This is a genomic window from Microbacterium aureliae, from assembly GCF_054780155.1.
Map to the genome: position 1 here is coordinate 154,644 of NZ_BAAGWW010000001.1, position 23,643 is coordinate 178,286.

The window sequence follows — 23,643 nt, forward strand, 5'->3', positions numbered from 1 at the left end:
CTCCTGTACAAGCGGGGACCACCAGGCTACCGGCCCGCCGGGGCGAGCCTCGCCGGAAGACGACGAAACCCCCGGCGGACCGGGGGTTTCAGGTGGTGGGCGATACTGGGATCGAACCAGTGACCTCTTCCGTGTCAGGGAAGCGCGCTACCGCTGCGCCAATCGCCCGAGTCGTGCTCCGGTCGGGACCGGGAGTGGAGGTGGCGACGGGATTCGAACCCGTGTAAACGGCTTTGCAGGCCGGTGCCTAGCCGCTCGGCCACGCCACCGTGTGTGGTTCGACCCACGTGTTGACGATCCCGAGGGATCCCCGCACTCGAGCGGATGACGAGACTCGAACTCGCGACCCTCACCTTGGCAAGGTGATGCGCTACCAACTGCGCTACATCCGCATTTCGTTCCCGGAATCTCTCCCGGGCACTTGAAAGACTCTAGCCGATCCTCGGCGTCATGCAAAACCAGACGCACCCCGGGAGTGTTCGTCCCGATGGTCGGCGGCGGGTTCCGGCATCCGGTAGGATCGTCTCTCGTGCCCCTCGGGTGCACGGGCGATTGGCGCAGTTGGTAGCGCGCTTCCTTCACACGGAAGAGGTCATCAGTTCGAGTCTGGTATCGCCCACCGCAGAAGCCCCCGGGATCGTGAATCCCGGGGGCTTCGTCGTGCGGCGCGTGTTCGCCCGCCCGCGAACCAGGGGATCGACCGCGAACCCCAGGACCACGCCCCCGGTCTCGCGGCGAATCCCCTGGGTCGCCGGTTCCGCCAAGCAGCGCCGCGCACGACGACGGGGCGCCCGGTCCGAAGACCGGCACGCCCCGCCGTCGTGCTGTGCGCCGAGATCAGACGCGCTCGTCGAGCAGGTAGCCCTCTTCGCCGTGCACGACGGTGTCGACGCCGGCGAGCTCGTCCTCGTTCTTGATCCGGAAGCCAAGCGTCTTCTGGATCGCGAAGCCGATCAGCAGCGCGACGACGAAGGAGTAGATCAGCACGCCCAGCGCCGCGACGACCTGCGAGAGCAGCTGGCCCGCGCCGCCGCCGAGGAACAGGCCGGTCCCCGTGGCGAAGAAGCCCAGGTAGAGGGTGCCGATCAGGCCGCCGACGAGGTGGATGCCGACGACGTCGAGCGAGTCGTCGTAGCCCAGCTTCCACTTCAGCTCGATGGCCAGGGCGCAGACGGCGCCGGCGAGCGCGCCGAGCAGCAGGGCCCAGCCGGGCGTCAGGTTGGCGCACGCGGGCGTGATCGCGACCAGGCCCGCGACGGCGCCCGAGGCGGCGCCCACCGAGGTGGCCTTGCCGTCCTTGAGCTTCTCGACGATCAGCCAGCCGAGGATCGCCGCGGCGGTGGCACCGAGGGTGTTGACCACGATCAGGCCCGCACCGGTGTTGTCCTCGCCCAGCAGGCCGAAGGTGCCCTCGGCGCCGGCGTTGAAGCCGAACCAGCCGAACCACAGGATCGAGGCGCCCAGCAGCGTCAGCGGCACGTTGTGCGGCTTCTGGATGCCCTTCTGGAAGCCGATCCGCTTGCCCAGGACGAGCGCCAGCGCCAGAGCGGCGGCGCCGGCGTTGATGTGCACGGCGGTGCCGCCGGCGTAGTCGATGACCGCCGGGAGGCCGGTGTTGTCACCCCAGTTGAAGATCCAGCCGTCGCCCCACACCCAGGCCGCGACAGGGAAGTACACGATCGTCGCGAACAGGCCGGCGAACAGCATCCACGAGCCGAACTTGGCGCGGTCGGCGATGGAGCCCGAGATCAGGGCGACGGTGATGATGGCGAACGTCGCGCCGAAGGTCGCGCCGACCAGCGTCGCGCTGTCGGCTCCGCCGAGTCCGAAGTCCGAGAAGGGGTTGCCCGAGAAGGCGAACGTGCCGCCCCCGAGGCTCATGTTGAATCCGTAGAGGATCCACAGCACGCTGATCAGACCGAGGGCGCCGAAGCTCATCATCATCATGCTGACGACGCTCTTGGCCTTCACCAGTCCGCCGTAGAAGAAGGCCACGCCCGGGGTCATGAACAGAACCAACGCGGTTGCTGTGATCGACCACGCGAAATTTCCGCTATCCATGAGATTCCTCATCCATGTGTCGTGTTACTCGAGGCGCCGGATGAGGCCGCAGGTCGGGTCGCGGCTGTTCCGGGCGATGCCCAGTGTCCCGAGCCGCGGTTTCCGCCGGGGGGCGAGTCGTGTTTCGGCGTCGTTACGGCATGGGCGCCGACGTAAACATCACATTTCGCGGAGTCAGGCGAGCGTCGACGCGACGAGCCGCGAGACCGCGCGCAGGTACTTCTTGCGATAGCCGCCGGCCAGCATCTCGTCGGGGAAGATGCGGTCAAGGGTGACGCCGGTGGCGCGCAGCGGGATCTGGGCGTCGTAGACCCGGTCGACGAACGCCACGAAGCGCAGGGCCGAGGACTGGTCGTCGAACACCGTCACGTCGCGGAGCCCGACGGTGCCGACGCCGTCGATGAGGCGGATGTAGCGTGACGGGTGCACGCGGGCGAGGTGCGCGACGAGCCGACCGAAGTCGTCGTCGCTGGCGACCGACGCGGCGGCAGCCGCGGCGATCGCGGCGTCGTACCCGGCCTCGTCGAGCGCCACGGCGTGGCCGTCGACAGCGCGATGGCGGTAGTCGGTTCCGTCGATGCGGATCGTCCGGAAGCTCTCGGCCATCGCATGGATCTCCCGCAGGAAGTCCTGTGCGGCGAACCGGCCCTCGCCGAGCGCGTTGGGCGGCGTGTTCGAGGTCGCCGCCAGCTTGGTGCCCGATGCGACCAGCTCTCCGAGCAGCCGCGTCATGACCATGGTGTCGCCCGGATCGTCCAGCTCGAACTCGTCGATGCACAGCAGCTCGGTGCCGCGGAACAGCTCCACGGTGTTCTTGTAGCCGAGCGCGCCGACGAGCGCGGTGTACTCGATGAAGGACCCGAAGTACTTCCGGCGAGCCGGCATGGCGTGGTAGACGGCGGCGAGCAGGTGGGTCTTGCCAACCCCGAAGCCGCCGTCGAGGTAGACGCCGGGCTTGGTTTCGGGGAGCCGCTTCGGACGCCGGAAGAACCCGCCTCGCGCGGCGGGCGCGCCGACGCCCGCGAAGGCCATGAGCAGCTCCTTGGCCTCCTGCTGCGACGGGTACTGCGCGTCGGCGCGGTAGGAGTCGAAGGTCGCGCCGGCGAACTGGGGCGGCGGCGTCAGCGCGGCCACCATCTCGGCCCCGGCCAGTTCGGGATTGCGGTCGGTGAGGTGGACGATCCCGGAACCTGCGGCGCTCATGTCGAGTCCACCCTACGGCGCACGGAGCGTCCTCGGCCACGCGGCACCCGCGCCACCGACCCGCTGCGTTCGCCCCGCTCGTCTCCCCTCGCGGCAAGATGGAGCGATGACCGAGGCCCCGCTCCCCCACGCACTGGCTGAGCTCCGCGAGGACTTCGCCGCCCTCCCGCCGTCCGAGCGGCTCGAGCTGCTGCTGGAGTTCGGCCGGGACCTGCCGCCGGTGCCGGAGCGCCTGCGCGGACGCGAGGACCTCTTCGAACGCGTCACGGAGTGCCAGTCCCCCGTCTTCGTGCGCGTCGAGGGCTCCCCTGCGGCGGTCGAGCTGTACGCCGTCGCCCCGGTGCAGGCACCCACCACGCGGGGTTTCGCGGGGATGCTGGTGCGCTCGGTCGACGGCCTGGCGACCGACCAGGTGCTCGCCGTCCCGGACGACTTCCCGCAGACCCTCGGGCTCGAGACCGCGGTCTCGCCGTTGCGCCTGGCGGGGATGGCCGGAATGCTGCGACGCGTGAAGCGTCAGGCCCGCGCTCTAGCGGACTGACGCCGCCGCCTCACTCGGGGAGGCTCACTCCGGGATCGCCTCGTCGGGAGTCGACTCGGTCAGCGCGTGCTGCTCGAGCCATTGCCGGATGCCGGTGCTCCAGCGCTCCTGGTCGTAGTTCCACAGCTTCGCGTGGCGGGCGACGTCGAACACCCGCATCTGGACCAGGTCGGGCCGCGCGACGACGAGGTCGTGCGAGGCGTCGGAGGGGACGAAGCCGTCGTCGTCGCTGTGGAGGATGAGCACTGGATGCCGCAGCTCGGACGCGCGGGCGACGATGTCGAGCCGGTCGAACGGGATGGCCCCGCCCGCATGCGTCAGCGGGGCGGCCCACTCGGTGCGCAACGCACCGACGGCGAGCTTGGCCACCGCGGGCGGGATCCGTTGCTCGTGAGCCTGGTAGTCCAGGACGACCCGCCAGTCGATCACCGGGGACTCCAGCACCACGCCGGCGATCGCCGACCGGTGGGCGGAGTGCAGCGACAGCTGCAGCGCGATGGCGCCGCCCATCGACCATCCCATGAGCACGATGCGGCGGGCGCCGCGGCGGCGCGCGAAGCCGACGGCGGCATCGACGTCGCGCCACTCGGTCGCGCCGAGCGTGTAGGTGCCCTCGCGGCTGCGCGGCGCTTCGCCGTCGTTGCGGTAGCTGACCAGCAGCGACGTGATGCCGAGCGCGTGGAAGACGGGCACGGCGCGCAGGCATTCGGCGCGCGTGGCGCCCCGGCCGTGGATATGGATCACCCACACCTCGCCGCTTCCCGAGGGGAAGAGCCACGCGGGGCACGGGCCGGAACCGGCGCCGATCAGCTCCGGGCTGAAGGGCAGGTGCAGTTGCTCGGGACGGTCGTAGTACCAGCCGCTGAAGGACGCCTCCGGCTCGAGCCGGGCCGTCGCCGGCACGTGCGTCAGCAGTTTCCGGGTCACGCTCAGCTCATCCTCGGACAGCACGGATCCGAGCTTGAGGTACTCGGCCGAGCCGCGCGTGAACAGCCCGTAGCGCCCCGGCAGGACGGTGTCGGGGGTGCGGGTGAGCGTGATCGTCTGCGCAGCGGTGTCCAGGGCGAGGATGCGCGTGTCCGGGATGCGCGCGGCAGGCGTCACGACCTTGCGCGCCATGCGGAGGGAGGCATATGCCAGGGCCGCGCTCGCGAGGGCGAGGGACGCGCTGAGCACCGTGACCGCCGCCCGCAGGCCGGCGATCACGGCGGGAGAGGCGCCGCTCGCGGCGCGCCTGGAGTCGACCATCGCGGCCCCACTCTAGTCTGTGCGGGTGGCTGAGCATGGTGCGGGCGAGACGCCGACCGCATTCGACGCGGCGGTGGACGAGATCCTCGCGGTGCGCTTCCGGGACGATCTGATCGTCGAGCGCATCCCCGCACCTTCGGGGCTCGCCCCCTACGCCCTCGCACTCTCGGCCGACGTCCGGCCGGACGAGGACGGCGAGTCGGCCTACGGCACGGGGCGCTTCATCCTGCTGCACGACCCCGACGAGCCCGGTCCCTGGGACGGGCCCTGGCGCGTGGTGTGCTTCGCGCAGGCGCCCCTCGAACCCGACCTCGGGACCGACCCCCTCATGGCGGATGTCGCGTGGTCGTGGCTCACCGACGCGCTGGGCACCCGCGGCGCCGTCTACCACTCCGAATCGGGCACCTCCACCAAGACGCTCTCGAAGGGCTTCGGGTCGCTCGCCGCCGAGGGTGAAGGCGCCCAGATCGAACTGCGCGCCTCGTGGTCGCCCGAGGGATCCCTCGCGGCGCATGTGGAAGCATGGGCTGAGGTGGTGTGCATGCTCGCAGGGCTCCCGCCCGGGTCGGAAGGGATCGCCATGCTCGGATCGCGCAGGTCGCCGCGTGGCTGAGTACATCGTCATCGCGGATGCCGCGGGGCTCGCGTCCGCGTGCGCCGCCCTCGCCGCGGGTGAGGGCCCGGTCGCCGTCGACGTCGAGCGCGCCTCCGGCTTCCGCTACTCCCAGCGCGCATACCTGATCCAGGTGTTCCGGCGCGGAGCGGGCGTGTTCCTATTCGATCCCCCGCCGATCGGCGACTTCACGGCTCTGCAGGATGCCATCGGCGATGAGGAGTGGGTGCTGCACGCCGCGAGCCAGGACCTGCCGTCGCTGCGGGAGCTCGGGCTGGAGCCGCGGGAGATCTTCGACACCGAACTGGCTGCGCGTCTGCTCGGTCACGAGCGCGTGGGGCTCGGCGCCGTCGTCGAGGACACTCTCGGCATCGCCCTGGCCAAGGCCCACTCCGCATCCGACTGGTCCACGCGCCCGCTGCCGCAGTCCTGGCTGGAGTACGCCGCACTCGACGTCCTCCACCTGGTCGACGTGCGCGACGTCCTCGTCGCCGAGCTCGAGGAGCAGGGCAAGCGCGCGTTCGCCGCGGAGGAGTTCGCGGCGGTGCTCGAACGTCGTCCGAAGCCCGTGCGCGAGGATCCGTGGCGCCGGCTCAGCGGCCTGCACACCGTGAGGGGCCGCCGGGCGCTGGCGGTGGCGCGGGAGCTGTGGCTGGCGCGCGAGGCGTACGCGCAGGAGCAGGATGTGGCCCCGGGAAGGCTGGTGCCCGATCGCGCGCTCGTGGCCGCGGTGCTGGCCGACCCCGCGTCCAAGCAGGCGCTCGCGGGCGTGAAGGAGTTCACCGGCCGTGCCAGCCGGAGCCAGATCGACCGCTGGTGGGATGCCATCCAGGCGGGGCGGGCCAGCACCGACCTGCCGCTCGAGCGCGCCCGCGGGGGCGACGCGCTGCCGCCGCCGCGGGCGTGGGCGGATCGCAACCCCGAGGCGGATGCCCGCCTGAAGGCGGCCCGTCCGGCCGTCGAGGGGCGTGCGGCCGAGCTGGCGATGCCGACCGAGAACCTGCTGACGCCCGAGACCCTGCGCCGTGTCGCGTGGTCTCCCCCGTCTCCGCTCGAGTCCGAGGCGGTCGCCGATGCGCTGCGCGAACTCGGCGCGCGCGAGTGGCAGATTGCGCAGACTGTACAGGTGATCGTCGATGCCTTTGTGGAATCCGTGCAAGAGCCCGGCGAGGGCGCGGAAGCCGCTTCGTAGGTTGCGGCCAACCGATTCGGAGCGCTCCGAGAGCGGTTCCTAGTCTTTCGGCATCCCAACCATTGGAGGCAGTGTGGCCGAGCTTTCGGACGTCTTCTTCATCGACGGCATGCGCACCCCGTTCGGGCGCGCCGGCGAGAAGGGCATGTACTGGAACACCCGATCCGACGATCTCGCCGTCAAGGCGACGATCGGAGTCATGGAGCGCAACCCCGCCGTGCCGGCGGAGCGCGTGGACGACGTCGCCATCGCCGCGACATCGCAGACCGGCGACCAGGGGCTGACCCTCGGCCGCAGCGTCGCGATCCTGGCGGGGCTGCCCCAGACCGTGCCGGGGTTCGCGATCGACCGCATGTGCGCGGGCGCCATGACGAGCGTCACGACGATGGCGGCATCCATCGGCGTGGGCATGTACGACGTGGCCCTGGCCGGCGGCGTCGAGCACATGGGTCACCACCCGATCGGCGGCAACGCCGATCCCAACCCGCGGTTCGTCGCCGAGAAGATGGTGGACCCGGGTGCGCTGAACATGGGCGTGACGGCGGAGCGGATCTTCGACCGCTTCCCCCACCTGACCAAGGAGCGGTCGGACCGCTTCGGCATGCTCAGCCAGCACAAGGTGCAGGCCGCCTACGACGCCGGCAGAATCCAGCCGGACCTCGTGCCCGTCGCGGTGAAGGACACCGACGGGTCGTGGGGTCTCGCCACCGAGGACGAGGGCCGCCGTCCCCAGACGACCATGGCCGATCTCGCGGCGCTGAAGACGCCCTTCCGCCCGCACGGCCGGGTGACCGCGGGCACGTCCTCGCCGCTCACCGACGGCGCGACGATGTCGCTGCTCGCCGGCGGCGGGACGGTGAAGGAGCTCGGACTTCAGCCGAAGATGCGCCTCGTCTCGTTCGCCTACGCGGGCGTCCAGCCCGAGATCATGGGGATCGGGCCGATCCCCTCGACCGAGAAGGCGCTGCGCAAGGCGGGGCTTTCCATCGAGGACATCGGGCTGTTCGAGCTCAACGAGGCCTTCGCGATCCAGGTGATCTCGCTGCTGGACCACTTCGGCATCGCCGACGACGACCCCCGGGTGAACCCGTGGGGCGGGGCGATCGCCTTCGGTCACCCCCTGGCTGCCTCGGGCGTGCGGCTGATGATCCAGCTCGCTGCCCAGTTCGCCGAGCGCCCGGACGTCCGCTACGGCCTCACCGCGATGTGCGTGGGCCTCGGGCAGGGCGGCTCGGTCATCTGGGAGAACCCGCACTACGACGGTAAGAAGCGCAAGTAAGGGCACGGACGGATGACGAACTACGACACCATCGACTTCTCGCCCCTGCAGGCCCTCGCCGACGGCGAGGTCGTCACGCACTCCCGCGTGCGGGACATCACCCTTCCCTCCGGCAAGGTGCTGGCGCTGATCACCCTGGACAACGGACGCGATCACACCCGTCCCAACACCCTCGGCCCCGCCACGCTGACCGAGCTCGGGGCGACCCTGGACACGCTCCGGGCACGGGCCGCGGGCGGCGAGATCCACGCCGTCGGGATCACCGGCAAGCAGTACATCCTCGCCGCGGGCGCCGACCTGTCGGACATCTCGCGCGTGGGATCGAAGGACAACGCGCGGCTCATCGCCCAGCTCGGCCACCACGTGCTCGGCGGGCTCTCGGAGCTGGGCGTTCCGACCTTCGCGTTCGTCAACGGCCTCGCCCTCGGCGGCGGTCTCGAGATCGCGCTCAACTCGACCTATCGCACCGTCGACTCCTCGGCGGCAGCGATCGCGCTGCCCGAGGTGTTCCTCGGCATCATCCCGGGCTGGGGCGGCGCGTACCTGCTGCCCAATCTGATCGGCATCGAGAACGCCCTCGAGGTCGTCATCTCCAACCCGCTCAAGCAGAACCGGATGCTGAAGCCGCAGCAGGCGTTCGACCTGGGGATCGTCGACGCGATCTTCCCCGCGGCGAACTTCCTCGAGAACTCGCTGCGCTGGGCCGACGGCGTCCTCGCCGGGAAGACGAAGGTGGTCCGCAAGAACGAGCCGGGCAAGATCGAGCGCCTGACCAAGTGGCCCATCGCCGTGAAGATGGCCCGCTCGATGCTGGAGTCCAGAATCGGAACGGTCCCCCGCTCCCCCTACGTCGCGCTCGACCTGCTGGACAAGGCGCGCGGCGGCACCCGGGCCGAGGGATTCGCCCGCGAGGACGAGGCGCTGGCCGAGCTCGTCGCCGGAGACCAGTTCGCCGCATCCATGTACGCCTTCGACCTCGTGCAGAAGCGCGCGAAGCGGCCGGTGGGCGCACCCGACAAGTCGCTGGCCAAGAAGGTGACGAAGGTCGGCGTGATCGGCGCGGGACTGATGGCGAGCCAGTTCGCGCTGCTGTTCGTGCGGAAGCTGCAGGTTCCCGTTCTCATCACCGACCTCGACCAGGCGCGCGTGGACAAGGGCGTGGCCCACATCCACGACGAGATCGGCAAGCTCGAGCAGAAGGGCCGCCTGGATGCCGACACCGCCAATCGGCTGAAGGCGCTGGTGACCGGCACCACGGACAAGAGCCTCTATGCGGACTGCGACTTCGTCATCGAGGCCGTCTTCGAGGAGGTCGGCGTGAAGCAGCAGGTCTTCGGCGAGATCGAGGCGATCGTCGCCGAGGACGCCATCCTCGCCACCAACACCTCGTCGCTGTCGGTCGCCGAGATCGGCGCGAAGCTCGCCCACCCCGAGCGCCTGGTGGGGTTCCACTTCTTCAACCCCGTGGCCGTCATGCCGCTGATCGAGGTCGTGAAGACGCCGGTGACGTCGGATGCCGCGCTGTCGACGGCGTTCGTGGTGGCCAAGGGCCTCGGCAAGAACGCGGTGCTCACCGCCGACGCGCCCGGGTTCGTGGTCAACCGCCTGCTGGCCAAGGTCATGGGCGAGGCCGCGCGCGCCGTCTACGAGGGGACCCCCGTCGACGACGTCGAGAAGGCGTTCGTGCCGCTCGGCCTGCCGATGGGGCCGTTCCAGCTGATCGACCTGGTGGGCTGGAAGGTCGCCGCCCACGTCCAGGACACGATGGTGCGGGCGTTCCCCGAGCGCTTCTACGCCAACGAGAACTTCCACGACCTGGCCGAGCTCGACCAGGTCGTGGAAAAGGACAAGGGTGGGCGGGTCACCGGCTGGACCAAGGCCGCCGAGAAGGTGCTGCGTCCCGCCGTCGGCTCCTCGCCGGCATCCGCGGACGAGATCCTGCGCCGCGTGCAGGACGGTCTCGCGCACGAGATCCGGATCATGCTCGACGAGGGCGTGGTGCCCGAGGTCGAGGACATCGACCTGTGCCTCATCCTCGGTGCGGGCTGGCCTTTCATCGACGGCGGCGCCTCGCCGTACCTCGACCGCGAGGGGGCGTCCGAGCGCGCCTTCGGCGACACCTTCCACCACCCGGTGATCGCAGGAGTCGGCGGCTGACCGCAGCCAGAGGCGCGCGAGCGCGCGAGACTCCCTCGAGTCTTGCGCGCTCGCGCGCTTCTCGGCACCGGGGGCGTCGGCCAAGTGCCGCCGCGGGGACGTGGCACCGAACGGTCCGGGACGGATCGGTGAACTCTGGCCCGAGAAGGCCCTCGGCGGACGTTCGGGGGTTCGGGGCACGGCATCCTGGCATCGTCGCCGTCACGGCGCGAACGGAGGGCATGACCGGATGCTGGATGCCATCAGCGGGATGTTCAGCGGCAGCGCGCTCAGCGTGCTGGTCAAGACGAGCGGGGCGGCCCTGACGCTGCTGGTGGTCGTCCCCGCGCTCATGAAGCTCTTCCTCGTCACGATCGACGAGGGCTCCGCGGCCATCCGCACGCGCAACGGCAGGCCCATCATCCGGAAGGGCTCACGGGCGGGCGGGGACGGTCGCGGCGAGGTGGTGGTCCTGCGTCCTGGCACGCACGGCGCCTTCCCGATCCTCGCCTGGTACCGGATGGTCGATGTCCGGGCGCGGTCCACCGACCTGCCGGCGCGTGCCCTGACGGGCGCCGACGGCCACCAGCACCTGGTGCACGCGTCCTTCGACTGGCGTCCGTTCGTGTCCGGTCACGACCTGCGCGTGCTGGAGCTCGACGTCGTCGACGGCCGGGAGCGGGCCGGCAACATCGTCGGGGCCGCCCTGCGCGATCGCGTGCATACTCTGCCGGGCGCCGTGCTGCCCGACAACGCCGGCCTGTCCGCCGATGTCGTGGCCGACTGCGCCGAGACGGTCCGCCGCGAGTGCGGCATCGAGCTCCTGGCGGTCATGGTCACGGGCGACGCGCTGACCGACGGCTATCTGCTCTCGCAGGCCCTGCGCGGCGGTCCGGTGGGTCCGCAGGACTCGTGGGATGCCGCGTCCGCCGTGTACGCCGCGCGGCTGAGCCCCGTGGGCTGACCCCCGTCGGCTGAGCCCCGTCGGCGTCGCTACTGCGGTCGGGCCGCGGACCACTCCCGCACGTCGGGCAGCTCGTGGACGGCCGCGCGCGCGACGGGGATGCGGGTGCCGAGCACCTGGGACACCACGTCCTGGGCGATCTTGGCGGCCGTGAGGCCGGCATCCTCGAGGATCTGCTCGCGGCTGGCGTGGTCGATGAAGGTGTCCGGCACGCCGAGCTCGTCGACGGCGGTGTCCACGCCTGCCTCGCGCAGCACCTGACGCACGCGGGTGCCGATGCCGCCGACCCGGATGCCGTCCTCGATGGTGATGACGAGGCGGTGCGCTGCCGCGAGCTCCACGATCGACGGCTGCACGGGCACCGCCCAGCGGGGGTCGACCACGGTGGCCCCGATCCCCTGCGCGCGCAGGCGCTGGGCGACGTCGACGGCGATGTGCGCCATGGGGCCGATCCCCACGATGAGGACGTCCTGCGCATCCGAGCGCGCGAGGATGTCGACGCCGTCGGCCAGGCGCTCGAGTGCGGGCAGGTCCGCGCTGACGGTGCCCTTGGGGAATCGCAGGACGGTGGGGGCGTCGTCGACGGCGACGGCTTCGTTCAGCTCCTCGCGGAGCGTCGCGGCGTCACGGGGAACGGCGATGCGGATGTTCGGCACGATCTGGAGCATCGCGAGGTCCCAGATGCCGTGGTGGCTGGGCCCGTCGGGGCCGGTCACCCCCGCACGGTCCAGCACGAACGTGACGCCCGCGCGGTGCAGCGCGACGTCCATGAGGACCTGGTCGAAGGCCCGGTTCATGAAGGTCGCGTAAATCGCGACGACCGGGTGCAGTCCCCCGAACGCGAGCCCGGCTGCGGACGCGACGGCATGCTGTTCCGCGATGCCGACGTCGTAGACCCGGCTGGGGAAGCGCTCGGCGAAGGGCAGCAGGCCCGTGGGGCGGAGCATGGCGGCGGTCATCGCGATGACGTCGTCGCGGTCCTCCCCCACGGCGACGAGCTCGTCCGCGAACACGTCCGTCCAGGCGGTCGAGCCGCTCGCCGCGCCCACCGTCTGCCCGGTGACGGGATCGATGCGGCCGACCGCGTGGAACTGATCGGCCTCGTCGTCCCGTGCGGGCTGGTAGCCACGGCCCTTCTCGGTGATCGCGTGGACGATCACGGGGGCGCCGTACGACTTGGCCAACTCGAGGGTCTCGATGAGCGATTCCAGGTCGTGCCCGTCGACGGGCCCGAGGTACTTGATGTCGAGGTTCGAGTAGAGCGCGGCGTTGTTGGTGAACCGCGACAGGAACCCGTGCGTGCCACCGCGCACCCCGCGGTACACGGCGCGCCCCACGGGGCCCAGCAGGCGGAAGAAGCGGTCCGAGCCCTGACGGAGCGTGCGGTACGTCGTCGCGGTGCGCACGCGGTTCAAGTAGCGCGCCATGCCGCCGATCGTCGGGGCGTACGAGCGGCCGTTGTCGTTGACGACGATTACGAGATTGCGGTCGTTGTCGTCGCTGATGTTGTTCAATGCCTCCCACGTCATGCCCCCCGTGAGGGAGCCGTCGCCGACGACGGCGACGACATGACGGTCGCGGCGCCCGGTGAGCGTGAGCGCGCGCGAGATCCCGTCCGCCCAGCTCAGCGAGCTGGAGGCGTGGGAGGACTCCACGACGTCGTGCTCGCTCTCGGAGCGCTGCGGGTAGCCGGCGAGCCCGCCGCGACTGCGCAGCAACGAGAAGTCCTGCCGTCCGGTCAGCAGCTTGTGCACGTAGGACTGATGCCCGGTGTCGAAGACCATCGGGTCGTTCGGGGAGTCGAAGACCCGGTGGAGGGCGATCGTGAGTTCCACGACGCCGAGGTTGGGCCCGAGGTGGCCGCCGGTGCGGGCGACGTTCTCGATCAGGAACGCTCGGATCTCGTCGGCGAGTTCGGAGAGCTCGGACGCGGTGAGCGCGTCCAGATCGCGGGGACCCGTGATGCGTGCGAGCAGCGACATCCTCGCTCCTTTCGCGACTGTTGGCCCGGCCAAGTCTATCCGGGCACAGCACGACGGGCCGGGAGGAGACCCCCGGCCCGTCGGTGTGATACGTCTCAGACGAGCGAGCGCAGCACGTACTGCAGGATGCCGCCGTTGCGGTAGTAGTCCGTCTCACCGGGCGTGTCGATGCGCACGACGGCGTCGAACTCGACGGTCGCCTTGCCGGGCGCCGAGAACTCGCTGGGCGCGGCGGTGACGTGCACCGTCTTCGGAGTGACACCCTCGTTGAGCTGCTCGAGCCCCGTGATGGACACGATCTCGGTGCCGTCCAGGCCGAGCGACTCCCAGCTCTCGCCCGCGGGGAACTGCAGCGGCACCACGCCCATTCCGATCAGGTTCGAGCGGTGGATGCGCTCGAAGCTCTCGGTGATCACGGCCTTCACGCCCAGCAGGCTGGTGCCCTTGGCCGCCCAGTCGCGCGACGAACCCGAGCCGTACTCCTTGCCGCCGAAGATCACCAGCGGAGTGCCGGCGGCCTGGTAGTTCTGGCTGGCGTCGTAGATGTACGACTGCGGTCCGCCCTCACGGGTGAAGTCGCGGGTGTAGCCGCCCTCGACGACCGCGCCGTCGGTGACGGCGCTCACCAGCAGGTTCTTCAGGCGGATGTTCGCGAAGGTGCCGCGGATCATGACCTCGTGGTTGCCGCGACGCGAGCCGTAGGAGTTGAAGTCCTTGCGGTCCACGCCGTGCGCAGCGAGGTACTGCCCGGCGGGGCTGTCGGCCTTGATGTTGCCGGCAGGGCTGATGTGGTCGGTGGTGACCGAATCGCCCAGAGTGGCCAGCACGCGCGCGCCGGCGATGTCGGCCACCGGGGTGAGCTCCATCGTCATGCCCTCGAAGTACGGGGGGCGGCGGACATAGGTCGAGGACTCGTCCCACTCGAAGACGTCGCCGGTGGGCGTCGGCAGGTTCTGCCAGCGCTCGTCACCTGCGAACACGGTCGCGTACTGCCGGGTGAACATCTCCTCGTTGATGGACGAGTCGATGGTCGCCTGCACCTCGGCGGCGTCGGGCCAGATGTCGCGCAGGAACACGTCGTTGCCGTCGCGGTCCTTGCCGAGCGCGTCCGTCTCGAAGTCGAAGTTCATCGAGCCGGCCAGGGAGTAGGCGATCACCAGCGGGGGGCTGGCGAGGTAGTTCATCTTGACGTCGGGGTTGATGCGACCTTCGAAGTTGCGGTTGCCCGAGAGCACCGCCGTGACGGCGAGGTCGTTCTCGTTGACTGCCGCCGACACCTCTTCGATGAGCGGCCCGGAGTTGCCGATGCAGGTGGTGCAGCCGTAGCCGACAGTGAAGAACCCGAGGTCCTCGAGGTCCTTCGTCAGGCCGGCCTTCTCGTAGTAGTCCGTGACGACCTTCGACCCGGGAGCGAGCGTGGTCTTCACCCACGGCTTGGCCTTCAGCCCCTTCTTGACGGCGTTGCGCGCGAGCAGGCCCGCCGCGAGCATCACCGACGGGTTGGAGGTGTTCGTGCACGAGGTGATCGCGGCGATCGTGACGGCGCCGTGATCGAGCGTGAACGCCTCGCCGCCGGCCAGCTGCACGCGCGTGGGCTTGCTGACCGTCGCCGGCGCGTGCGAGTGGTGGTGGTGCTCGTGGTGGCTGCCCTCGTCCTCGGGCGAGAGCCCGGGCGGGTCGGATGCCGGGAACGACTCCGAGATCGTCAGGTCGACGAGGTCGTGGTCGACATCGGCGTAGTTGGTCAGATCGGCCTCGAACTGCTCCTTGGAGCGAGACAGCTCGATGCGGTCCTGCGGGCGCTTGGGCCCGGCGATCGAGGGCACCACGGTCGAGAGGTCCAGCTCCATGTACTCGCTGAAGACCGGCTCGCGGGAGGGATCGTGCCACAGGTGCTGCGCCTTGGCGTACGCCTCGACCAGGGCGAGGTTCTGCTCGCTGCGACCGGTGAGGCGCAGGTAGTCGATCGTGACGTCGTCGATCGGGAACATCGCGGCGGTCGAGCCGAACTCCGGGCTCATGTTGCCGATGGTGGCGCGGTTGGCCAGCGGGACCGAGGCGACGCCTTCGCCGTAGAACTCGACGAACTTGCCGACGACACCGTGCTTGCGGAGCATGTCGGTGATGGTCAGGACCACGTCGGTGGCGGTGACGCCGGTGGGGATGGAGCCGGTGAGCTTGAAGCCGACCACGCGCGGGATGAGCATCGACACCGGCTGGCCGAGCATCGCGGCCTCGGCCTCGATGCCGCCGACGCCCCAGCCGAGCACGCCCAGGCCGTTGACCATCGTGGTGTGGGAGTCGGTGCCCACGCAGGTGTCCGGGTACGCGCGCAGGACGCCCTGCACCTCGCGGTCGTAGATCACCTTCGCGAGGTGCTCGATGTTGACCTGGTGGACGATGCCGGTCCCCGGCGGCACGACCTTGAAGTCGTCGAACGCCGTCTGGCCCCAGCGCAGGAACTGGTAGCGCTCGCCGTTGCGCTCGTACTCGATCTCGACGTTGCGCTCGAGGGCGTTCTCGGTGCCGAAGAGGTCCGCGATGACGGAGTGGTCGATGACCATCTCCGCGGGCGAAAGGGGGTTGATGCGGCTCGGGTCGCCGCCCAGCGCGGCCATGGCCTCGCGCATGGTGGCGAGATCCACGATGCAGGGCACGCCGGTGAAGTCCTGCATGACCACGCGCGCGGGCGTGAACTGGATCTCGGTGTCGGGCTCGGCCGCGGCATCCCAGGACCCGAGCGCCTGGATCTGCTCCTTGGTGACGTTCGCGCCGTCCTCGGTGCGAAGCAGGTTCTCGAGGAGCACCTTCAGGCTGAACGGGAGCTTGTCGTAGCCCTCCACCGTCTCGATGCGGAAGATCTCATAGTCGGTGCTGCCGACCGTCAGGGTGCCCTTGGCACCGAAGCTGTCAACCGTGGACACGCGTGTCTCCTTCGTCGGCGGAGGTTTATCTTGATGTCGAGATAAACGTATCAGGTAGATCGTCGGGGATAGAGGGCTCGGACCGCAAGCCATGTGACGGCGACCATCGGCGCGAACAGCGGCAGGCCCATGACGATCTTGAGCGTGCCGAGCGCCGTGACGTCGCCGGCGAAGTAGAGCGGCAGCTGCACGATCAGGCGGGCCGCGAACAGCCCCGCCCACGCGATGGCGAGCCAGAAGAACGTGCGGCGCTTGCGCGGGTCGGCGCGCCACGCGGTGCCCTCCCCCATCAGGAAGCCGGCGGCCAGGCCGATGAGCGACCAGCCCACGAGGGCCGAGACGAGGAAGGCCGAGCCGTACACGGCGTTGGTGATGAAGCCGGGGACGAAGGTGTCCTCGCCTCGCCCGGTGAACAGCGCCAGCGCGGCGGCGACACCGGCCGCGACCAGGCCGCCGATGGCCGCGCTCGGCTGCGAGCGCTGCAGCAGCCGCACGACCGTGAACACCGCGGCCAGACCCACCGAGAGCCCGAGGCTCAGCGGCAGATGCCCGCGGGAGGTCTGCGGGTCGAGCGTGAGCGTCCACATCACCACGAACGCCAGGCTGGGAAGGACCGACTCCAGGATGCCGCGCCAGCCGCCCATGGCGGACCACACGACGTGGCCGGTGCCGGCGTGGCGGGCGGGGTCGATTCCGGCACGGCGCGCAGCGCTCCCCAGCGCCGCGCCGAGGAGGTCGGACGGCGAGGCGGGCTCCTCCCGCGGCGTCCCGGGATCCTCGGGCGCGGGCGGGGTCACACTCACGCGGAGCCGGGGGTCGCCGGCATGCGCAGCGGGATGAGGTCGCGCGGCGGCATGGGCGAGCCGCCGCGGACCACGACGATCGAGCGGAAGAGGTCCTCGACCCGCTCGGCCGCCTCGACGTCGGAGGTCGCCGCGCCGCCGATGACGCCGCGCAGGAACCATCGGGGCCCGTCCACGCCCACGAAGCGGGCGAGGCGCATGCCGGCCGTCCCGTCGGCGGCGGCGGCGGGCACCTCGGCGAGCAGCTCGGGTCCGAGCGGCCCGTCGCGTTCCTCGACACGCCCGCCCTGCTGGCGGATCTGACCGCGGATCTGCTCCCGGGTCTCATCCCACAGCCCGCTGGAGCGGGGAGCGGCGAACGGCTGGACCTGCAGCGTGGATCCGGCGTAGTCCAGTCCGACCGCCACGATCCGCTTGGTCTGCTCCTCGACCTCCAGGCGCAGGTTGAGCCCTTCGCGGGGCAGGACCTTGATGCCGCCCAGGTCGATGTAGGGGCGGACGGGGTTCGCCTCGCTCTCGTCGAAGGGGCCGGACTCCGCCCGCCCGGCGGGCGCGCTCTTGCCCTGGGGGTCGTCGGGGATGATCTCGCTCATACGCGGGCCTCCTTGCTCTGGTAGCCGGTGGAGCCGAAACCGCCCTCGCCGCGGACGCTGCCGGGCAGCTCGTCCACGGGGATGAACCTCGCGCGCGGCACCGGCATGACGATCAGCTGTGCGATCCGGTCCCCCACGGCGATGTCGAAGGGCTCGGCGCGATCGGTGTTCAGCAGCGACACCTTGATCTCGCCCCGATAGCCCGCATCGACGGTTCCGGGAGCGTTGACGATCGTGATGCCGTGCTTGGCGGCCAGTCCGCTGCGCGGCACCACGAAGGCGACGTAGCCGTCGGGCAGGGCGATGCGCACGCCCGTGCCGACGAGCGCGCGCTCGCCAGGGGCGAGCCGCACCGCTTCGGCCGCGGTCAGATCGGCGCCGGCGTCGCCGGGGTGGGCGTACACGGGGGCCGCCGACGCGATAATGGGGACGTCCACGGTTTCAGACACGCAACGAGGGTAATGCAGAACGCATCCGGCGAAGACTCCGCTCCCCGCTACCGGGAGCGGCTGAGCCCGTCCCTGCGCGTCCTGGCGGCCGCCGCGGTGGCCGCCCCGATGGCGGCCCTCGTGCTGGCGCCGCTGGACAGGGCGCTCGCGCTCACCGCGGGAGCAGCTGTCGGCGTCGCGCTGGTGGCGGCGATGGTGCTGCTGTCCCCCGTCATCGAGGTCTCGCAAGGCGTCCTGCGCGCCGGAAGAGCGCGCATCGACGTCGGTCTTCTCGGCGCGCCGCGGGTCCTTCAGGGTGATGCTGCGCGCGCGGCGCGGGGAGTCGGTCTGGACCCGCGGTCGTTCCACGTGATCCGCGGCGGCATCGAGCCGGTGCTGGTCGTCCCGATCACCGATCCGGACGACCCGGCGCCGTCGTGGGTGCTGTCCTCCCGGACGCCGGATCGCCTGGCCGCCGCGGTGCGGCGGGCTCAGGCGGCCGAGGTCACGCGGCGCATTCCCGGCAGATAGGGCCGTCGGCGCCGTCGTGGTCGAGCTGCGACCGGTGCTTGACGAGGAAGCAGTTCATGCACGTGAACTCGTCCTCCTGCGGCGGCAGCACGACGACGTCCAGCTCCAGGTCCGACAGGTCCGCACCCGGCAGCTCGAAACCCGAGGGGTTGTCGGCGTCCTCGACATCGACCGACCCCGACATCTTGTCGGGAACGCGCTCCTTCAGAGCCTCGATCGACTCGCTGTCGTCGTCGGTCTTGCGGGGGGCGTCGTAGTCGGTGGCCATGCGTGAATGTCTCTACTTCCAGGAGGTGCGGGGGTGCGCCCGCCGGTTCGGGCGGCCATAGTTTGCATGACCGGCGGATGAATCGCAAATGCGGATCCGGGTGCGGGCGCTGCGATCGGGCAAACGGGCGGCGCGCCCGTGATATTCCCGGCCTCGGCCAGGCGCTGTGACAGCATGGGCGCACATGGCTGGATGGAGAGGCGTTCGCATGGAACAGCTCAAGGTCATCGGCACCGAGGACGACCGTCTCGTCCTGGCGACCGAGGCGGGTGACAGGTTCTCGCTCGCGGTGGACGAAGTGCTTCGCGCGGAACTGCGCCGCGCCCGCCGGGACGAGCACGCCGACGCCGGGGCGACCCGCCCGAGTCCGCGAGAGGTCCAGGCGCACATCCGGGCGGGCATGACCGCTCGCGAGGTCGCCGAGCTCCTGGGCGCCCGCATCGAGGACGTCCAGCGCTTCGAGGGTCCGGTGCTGGCAGAGCGCGAGCACGTCGTGGGTCAGGCGCTGGCGGTGCCGGTGCTGCTGGGCGGCGACTTCGAGGCGGACGCGCAGCACACCTTCGGTGCCGCCGTCCGCGCCAAGCTGAGCGAGGCCGGCGCCGTCGGCGAGCGGTGGACCAGCTGGAAGGAACAGGCGGGCTGGGTCGTCAAGCTCGAGTTCACCGCCGGCGACATCGATCACGACGCGCGCTGGGGGTTCGAGCCCCGCCGCAGCACGCTCACCCCGCAGAACGCCGACGCCATTCAGCTCTCGCGACAGGGGTCGCTGCCGGAGGGGCTCATCCCCCGCCTCCGCGCGCTGGATGCGACTCCGGCCAAGGACGACTCCCGCTTCGACAGCGGCGCATTCGGCCCCCGTCGCCACCCGGAGGCGGACGTCGAGGCGCCCGAGCTGCCGGTGGCCCCCACGCCCGCGCAGGAGGCCGCGATCAAGCGCCGCAGCGAGCCGGTCGCGACGTCGGCCGAGACCGCAGACCTGCTCGAGGCGCTCCGGCGCCGCCGCGGTCAGCGGGAGCCGCTGCCCGGCGCCGACGAAGCGGCACAGGTGTCGTCGTCCTCGCCGGTCGCCCTCTTCGACGCCCCCGAGAGCCGTGTCGATGACGACGGCGCCGACGCGCCGGGCGAAGCGACCGCCGTCGCCGAGGGCGGTCGACGCAAGGGACGGACGTCCATGCCGTCGTGGGACGAGATCGTCTTCGGAGCCCGGACCGACGACTGATCGGTCAGGGCGCGAACGCCCCCAGGGGGATGAGCGGGACGACGCGCTCCTCGTCCGTCAGCGAGCCGTGCTGGCCGACCATCCGCTGCGGTCCCTTGTCGCTCTCTCGGTCGTCGTAGTACGCGATGCCCCCGCGGGCGGCCACGAGGACATCGCCGATCCGCGCACGCACCTCGGGTGCCACGCTCTGACCGAACAGCCCGGCGCCGACCGCCTCGTCGCGGGACATCACCCAGGAGCGGTGCGATTCGGCGCCCCGCCACCGCTCGAGGACCCCGGCCTCGGCGCCCGGCTCGGCGTACAGGTGGAGCATCCGCGGCTCGCCGCCGATGAGCATCACGCCGTCGGTCAGGCCGTCGCCGTCGCCGAGCAGCACGTGGCGATGCCGGGGGACGTCGACCATGCCGTGGTCGGCCGTGACGACCACGCCGACCTCCGTGCCACTGCGACGGTGCAGGTCCGCGGCCGCCGCGTCCACCCGCTCCAGCGCCGCCGTCCACTCGTCGGACTCCCAACCCAGCCGGTGACCCAGCGCATCCAGGTCCGGGGTGTACAGGTACGTGAGCGATCCGGGGGTCGTGGCGGCGAGGTCCGCGGCGGTCGCCACGCGCTCCTCCAGGTCGTCCACCCCGTGGAAGCGGGCGCCGCCGAGGGTGACGGCGGTGAATCCCGTGCCTTGGTACTCCGCCTTCGACACGGCGAAGAACGGCCGCTCGCCCTCGGTGTGCGACGTCGACCGGAACCACCCCTCGGGCAGCTCACCGGTGTCCCACCCGCGCAGCTGATTGGCCGCCCGCGCCGTGCCGGGAATGCGGGCGCGGTAGCCGACGATGCCGTGCTCCCCCACGCCTCGCCCCGTCAGCAGGCTCGACAGTGCGCTGGCCGTGGTGCTCGGGAACACGGTCCGGGCCGTCGCGCGCCTGCCGGCGGCCCGTGAGAGGAACCGTGCGTGGCCCGCGCGAGCGGACAGATTGCGGGCGCCGAGCCCGTCCACGACGAACACGATCGCACTGCGCGCAGGACCGAACCACGTGGATTCGCCGTCGAGGGCCGCGGCCATCTCGCCGACGAGGCCGGTGAGGCTCCGGGAGCCGGAGGGGTCCGCGGGTAGGCTGAGGGACATCCGGGCCAGTCTCCCACACGGCGGATTCGGCCCCTCGCAGTTCGCCGTCCCCGAGGCCACACCGTCATGCCTGCATCCCGCACCGATCCCGCTCCCGCCGATCACGGCCGCATCGAGGACGTCGACGTCTCGACCGAGATGCAGGGGTCGTTCCTCGAGTACGCCTATTCGGTCATCTACTCCCGCGCCCTGCCGGACGCCCGGGACGGACTCAAGCCCGTCCAGCGCCGCATCCTCTTCCAGATGGCGGACATGGGGCTGCGGCCCGACCGCGGTCACGTCAAGAGCGCACGCGTCGTGGGCGAGGTGATGGGGAAGCTGCACCCCCACGGGGACGCGGCCATCTACGACGCGCTCGTGCGCCTCGCGCAGCCGTTCTCGCTGCGCGTGCCGCTCGTGGACGGCCACGGCAACTTCGGTTCGCTCGACGACGGTCCCGCCGCCGCGCGGTACACCGAGGCGCGCCTGGCCCCGCCGGCGCTCGCCCTGACCGAGAACCTCGACGAGGACGTCGTCGACTTCATCCCGAACTACGACGGGCAGTTCCAGCAGCCGGAGGTCCTGCCCGCGGCCTTCCCCAACCTGCTCGTCAACGGCGCCACCGGGATCGCGGTCGGCATGGCCACCAACATGGCGCCCCACAACCTCGTGGAGGTCGTGGCGGCCGCCATCCATCTGCTCGACAACCCCGACGCCGGGGTCGAGGAGCTGATGGAGTTCGTGCCGGGACCCGACCTGCCCTCCGGCGGCATCATCGTCGGCCTCGACGGCATCAAGGACGCCTACACGACCGGGCGCGGCACGTTCCGTACCCGCGCGAAGGTGTCCATCGAGTCGCTCGGGCCGCGTCGCACCGGGCTCGTCGTCACGGAGCTGCCGTACCTGGTCGGTCCCGAGCGGGTGATCGAGAAGATCAAGGATGCCGTGGGGTCCAAGAAGCTCCAGGGCATCGCCGACGTCGTCGACCTGACCGATCGCCACAAGGGACTGCGGCTGGTCATCGGCATCAAGACGGGCTTCGATCCGCAGGCGGTGCTGGAGCAGCTCTACCGGGTGACGCCGCTGGAGGACTCCTTCGGCATCAACAACGTCGCCCTCGTCGCCGGTCAGCCGCAGGCGCTGGGCCTGCGCGAGATGCTGCAGGTCTACCTCGGCCACCGCATCGAGGTCGTCACACGACGCAGCCGCTACCGCCTGGACCGCCGCCGCGAGCGGCTGCACCTGGTCGAGGGCCTGCTGATCGCCATCCTCGACATCGACGAGGTCATCCAGGTGATCCGCTCGTCGGACGACAGCGAGCAGGCCCGGACGCGGTTGACCGAGGTGTTCGACCTCTCGACGGTGCAGGCGGAGTACATCCTCGAGCTGCGGCTACGGCGTCTCACCCGGTTCTCGCGCATCGAGCTCGAGGCCGAGCAGGACGAGCTGAAGGCCGAGATCGCGCGGCTGGAGGAACTTCTGGGCAGCGACGTGCTGCTGCGCGCGCAGGTGGCTCGTGAGCTCGAGGCGGCGGCCGAGACCTACGGCACGCCCCGCCGCACCCTGCTGCTGAACGGCGGGGTGGCGGCGTCGAAGGCGTCACGGTCCAAGCAGCCGGCGGATCTGCAGATCGCCGACTCCCCGTGCCGGGTCTTCCTGTCGGCCACCGGCCGCATGGTGCGTGCCGACCTCGGCGGCGACGACTCCCGTGGGATCGTCCCGCCGTCGCGCCGCTCCAAGCACGACGCCATCCGCTCCGCCGTGGACGCGACGACGCGCGGCGACCTCGGTGCCGTCACCTCTGCGGGCCGTCTCATCCGCTTCTCACCCGTGGACCTGCCGTCGGTGCCTCCCCATGCGGTGCAGCCGGCCGCGGGCACGCGCGCCGACCACTACCTCACGCTCGGTGCGGACGAGCACGTCGTCGCCCTCGTCCCCCTGGCCGACGCGCCCGTGATGGCGCTCGGGACGGCGCAGGGCGTGGTCAAGCGCGTCTCGGCAGCCGAGCTGGCCGGCAAGCACGACATCGAGGTCATCGCGCTCAAGCCCGGCGACCGGGTCGTCGGGGCGGCGCCCGCCGCGGACGACGCCGAGCTCGTCTTCGTCACCTCGGATGCCCAGCTGCTCCGTTTCGACGCCGGGAGTGTCCGTCCTCAGGGGCGCGCGGCGGGCGGCATGGCCGGGATCCGGCTCTCTGCCGGCGCCCACGCGGTCTACTTCGGTGTCGTGCCGGCTGCCGACGCCGACACCGTCGTCGTCACCGTCGCGGGCTCCACGAGTGCGATCGCGGGGACGGATGCCGGGACGGCCAAGGTCTCGGCGTGGGAGGAGTTCCCCGCCAAGGGCCGTGCGACCGGTGGTGTGCGCGTGCAGCGCTTCCTCAAGGGCGAGGACGCCGTCACCCTCGCGTGGGTGGGCGTCGAGCCGCGCGCCGTCGGCGGCGACGGAAGCGTCCGGGCGCTGCCGTCGGCGGGCGCCAAGCGCGACGCCTCGGGACAGCCGCTGGACGCGGTGGTCGGCGCCATCGGCACCACCGTGCGGTAGTGGACGCCGGGC

Annotated in this window: 19 protein-coding genes and 4 tRNA genes; 10 read left to right on the forward strand and 13 right to left on the reverse strand. The window is 71.0% G+C overall.

Annotated elements, in window-relative coordinates; translation table 11 throughout:
- Nucleotides 1-93 precede the first annotated feature (93 nt).
- The 3 genes from ACYVF4_RS00785 to ACYVF4_RS00795 form a co-directional block, all read right to left on the reverse strand.
- Nucleotides 94-168: transfer RNA gene (locus tag ACYVF4_RS00785), tRNA-Val, on the reverse strand.
- A gap of 27 nt (nt 169-195) precedes the next feature.
- Nucleotides 196-269: transfer RNA gene (locus ACYVF4_RS00790), tRNA-Cys, on the reverse strand.
- Between the two features lie 50 nt (nt 270-319).
- Nucleotides 320-392: transfer RNA gene (locus tag ACYVF4_RS00795), tRNA-Gly, on the reverse strand.
- Nucleotides 393-546: 154 nt separating this feature from the next.
- Here ACYVF4_RS00795 and ACYVF4_RS00800 point away from each other — a divergent pair.
- A tRNA-Val gene (locus tag ACYVF4_RS00800) sits at nt 547-619 on the forward strand.
- A 218-nt stretch (nt 620-837) separates the two neighbouring features.
- On the opposite strand, the gene ACYVF4_RS00805 is transcribed toward ACYVF4_RS00800, so the two are convergent.
- On the reverse strand, nt 838-2,061 hold the full coding sequence (locus ACYVF4_RS00805) for an ammonium transporter (protein WP_460718793.1): 1,224 nt from the start codon (nt 2,059-2,061) through the stop codon (nt 838-840).
- A 174-nt stretch (nt 2,062-2,235) separates the two neighbouring features.
- Complete coding sequence (gene zapE / locus ACYVF4_RS00810; protein WP_460718795.1) at nt 2,236-3,264, reverse strand: cell division protein ZapE; 1,029 nt, start codon at nt 3,262-3,264, stop codon at nt 2,236-2,238.
- A gap of 106 nt (nt 3,265-3,370) precedes the next feature.
- Between zapE and ACYVF4_RS00815 the strand changes: the two genes are divergently transcribed.
- A complete protein-coding gene (locus tag ACYVF4_RS00815; RefSeq protein WP_460718797.1) occupies nt 3,371-3,805 on the forward strand; it encodes a SufE family protein in 435 nt (144 codons plus the stop codon).
- Nucleotides 3,806-3,829: 24 nt separating this feature from the next.
- Here the strand turns inward: ACYVF4_RS00815 and ACYVF4_RS00820 are convergent, their stop codons facing one another.
- A complete protein-coding gene (locus ACYVF4_RS00820; protein WP_460718799.1) occupies nt 3,830-5,053 on the reverse strand; it encodes an alpha/beta hydrolase in 1,224 nt (407 codons plus the stop codon).
- A gap of 25 nt (nt 5,054-5,078) precedes the next feature.
- Here ACYVF4_RS00820 and ACYVF4_RS00825 point away from each other — a divergent pair, with 25 nt between their 5' ends.
- The 5 genes from ACYVF4_RS00825 (at nt 5,079) to ACYVF4_RS00845 (ending at nt 11,237) form a co-directional block, all read left to right on the forward strand.
- Nucleotides 5,079-5,666, forward strand: coding sequence for a DUF3000 domain-containing protein (locus ACYVF4_RS00825; RefSeq protein ID WP_460718801.1), 588 nt, complete (start codon nt 5,079-5,081; stop codon nt 5,664-5,666).
- Entirely contained in the window at nt 5,659-6,858 is a 1,200-nt protein-coding gene (locus ACYVF4_RS00830) for an HRDC domain-containing protein (protein ID WP_460718803.1), read from the forward strand. The genes ACYVF4_RS00825 and ACYVF4_RS00830 overlap by 8 nt, the downstream gene beginning before the upstream one ends.
- A 73-nt stretch (nt 6,859-6,931) precedes the next feature.
- On the forward strand, nt 6,932-8,137 hold the full coding sequence (locus ACYVF4_RS00835) for a thiolase family protein (RefSeq protein ID WP_460718805.1): 1,206 nt from the start codon (nt 6,932-6,934) through the stop codon (nt 8,135-8,137).
- Nucleotides 8,138-8,149: 12 nt separating this feature from the next.
- Nucleotides 8,150-10,294 carry a 3-hydroxyacyl-CoA dehydrogenase NAD-binding domain-containing protein gene (locus ACYVF4_RS00840; RefSeq protein WP_460718807.1) on the forward strand — a complete coding sequence of 715 codons (2,145 nt, stop codon included), beginning with the start codon at nt 8,150-8,152 and terminating at the stop codon, nt 10,292-10,294.
- 229 nt (nt 10,295-10,523) lie between these two features.
- Nucleotides 10,524-11,237 carry an SPFH domain-containing protein gene (locus ACYVF4_RS00845; RefSeq protein WP_460718809.1) on the forward strand — a complete coding sequence of 238 codons (714 nt, stop codon included), beginning with the start codon at nt 10,524-10,526 and terminating at the stop codon, nt 11,235-11,237.
- Nucleotides 11,238-11,266: 29 nt separating this feature from the next.
- On the opposite strand, the gene dxs is transcribed toward ACYVF4_RS00845, so the two are convergent.
- The 5 genes from dxs to dut form a co-directional block, all read right to left on the reverse strand.
- Nucleotides 11,267-13,219, reverse strand: a complete 1,953-nt coding sequence (dxs, locus tag ACYVF4_RS00850) for a 1-deoxy-D-xylulose-5-phosphate synthase (protein ID WP_460718811.1) — start codon at nt 13,217-13,219, stop codon at nt 11,267-11,269.
- A 95-nt stretch (nt 13,220-13,314) separates the two neighbouring features.
- Nucleotides 13,315-16,143, reverse strand: a complete 2,829-nt coding sequence (locus ACYVF4_RS00855) for an aconitate hydratase (RefSeq protein WP_460718813.1) — start codon at nt 16,141-16,143, stop codon at nt 13,315-13,317.
- Between the two features lie 50 nt (nt 16,144-16,193).
- Complete coding sequence (locus ACYVF4_RS00860; protein ID WP_460720705.1) at nt 16,194-16,940, reverse strand: DUF3159 domain-containing protein; 747 nt, start codon at nt 16,938-16,940, stop codon at nt 16,194-16,196.
- Between the two features lie 2 nt (nt 16,941-16,942).
- Nucleotides 16,943-17,539, reverse strand: coding sequence for a DUF3710 domain-containing protein (locus ACYVF4_RS00865; protein ID WP_460718815.1), 597 nt, complete (start codon nt 17,537-17,539; stop codon nt 16,943-16,945).
- The gene (dut, locus tag ACYVF4_RS00870) at nt 17,536-17,988 is read right to left on the reverse strand and encodes a dUTP diphosphatase (RefSeq protein ID WP_460718817.1); all 453 of its coding nucleotides are present in this window, start codon (nt 17,986-17,988) and stop codon (nt 17,536-17,538) included. The genes ACYVF4_RS00865 and dut overlap by 4 nt, the downstream gene beginning before the upstream one ends.
- 12 nt (nt 17,989-18,000) lie before the next feature.
- Between dut and ACYVF4_RS00875 the strand changes: the two genes are divergently transcribed.
- Nucleotides 18,001-18,498: a DUF3093 family protein gene (locus ACYVF4_RS00875; RefSeq protein WP_460718819.1), complete on the forward strand. Its 498-nt coding sequence runs from the start codon at nt 18,001-18,003 to the stop codon at nt 18,496-18,498.
- Here the strand turns inward: ACYVF4_RS00875 and ACYVF4_RS00880 are convergent.
- Nucleotides 18,473-18,766: a DUF4193 domain-containing protein gene (locus ACYVF4_RS00880; protein ID WP_460718821.1), complete on the reverse strand. Its 294-nt coding sequence runs from the start codon at nt 18,764-18,766 to the stop codon at nt 18,473-18,475. The genes ACYVF4_RS00875 and ACYVF4_RS00880 overlap by 26 nt on opposite strands.
- Nucleotides 18,767-18,974: 208 nt before the next feature.
- Between ACYVF4_RS00880 and sepH the strand changes: the two genes are divergently transcribed.
- Nucleotides 18,975-19,985 carry a septation protein SepH gene (sepH, locus tag ACYVF4_RS00885; protein ID WP_460718823.1) on the forward strand — a complete coding sequence of 337 codons (1,011 nt, stop codon included), beginning with the start codon at nt 18,975-18,977 and terminating at the stop codon, nt 19,983-19,985.
- Nucleotides 19,986-19,989: 4 nt separating this feature from the next.
- Here sepH and ACYVF4_RS00890 read toward each other — a convergent pair whose 3' ends face one another.
- A complete protein-coding gene (locus tag ACYVF4_RS00890) occupies nt 19,990-21,108 on the reverse strand; it encodes an alkaline phosphatase family protein (protein ID WP_460718825.1) in 1,119 nt (372 codons plus the stop codon).
- A 66-nt stretch (nt 21,109-21,174) separates the two neighbouring features.
- Here ACYVF4_RS00890 and ACYVF4_RS00895 point away from each other — a divergent pair, with 66 nt between their 5' ends.
- Nucleotides 21,175-23,631, forward strand: a complete 2,457-nt coding sequence (locus ACYVF4_RS00895; RefSeq protein WP_460718827.1) for a DNA gyrase/topoisomerase IV subunit A — start codon at nt 21,175-21,177, stop codon at nt 23,629-23,631.
- Nucleotides 23,632-23,643 lie beyond the last annotated feature (12 nt).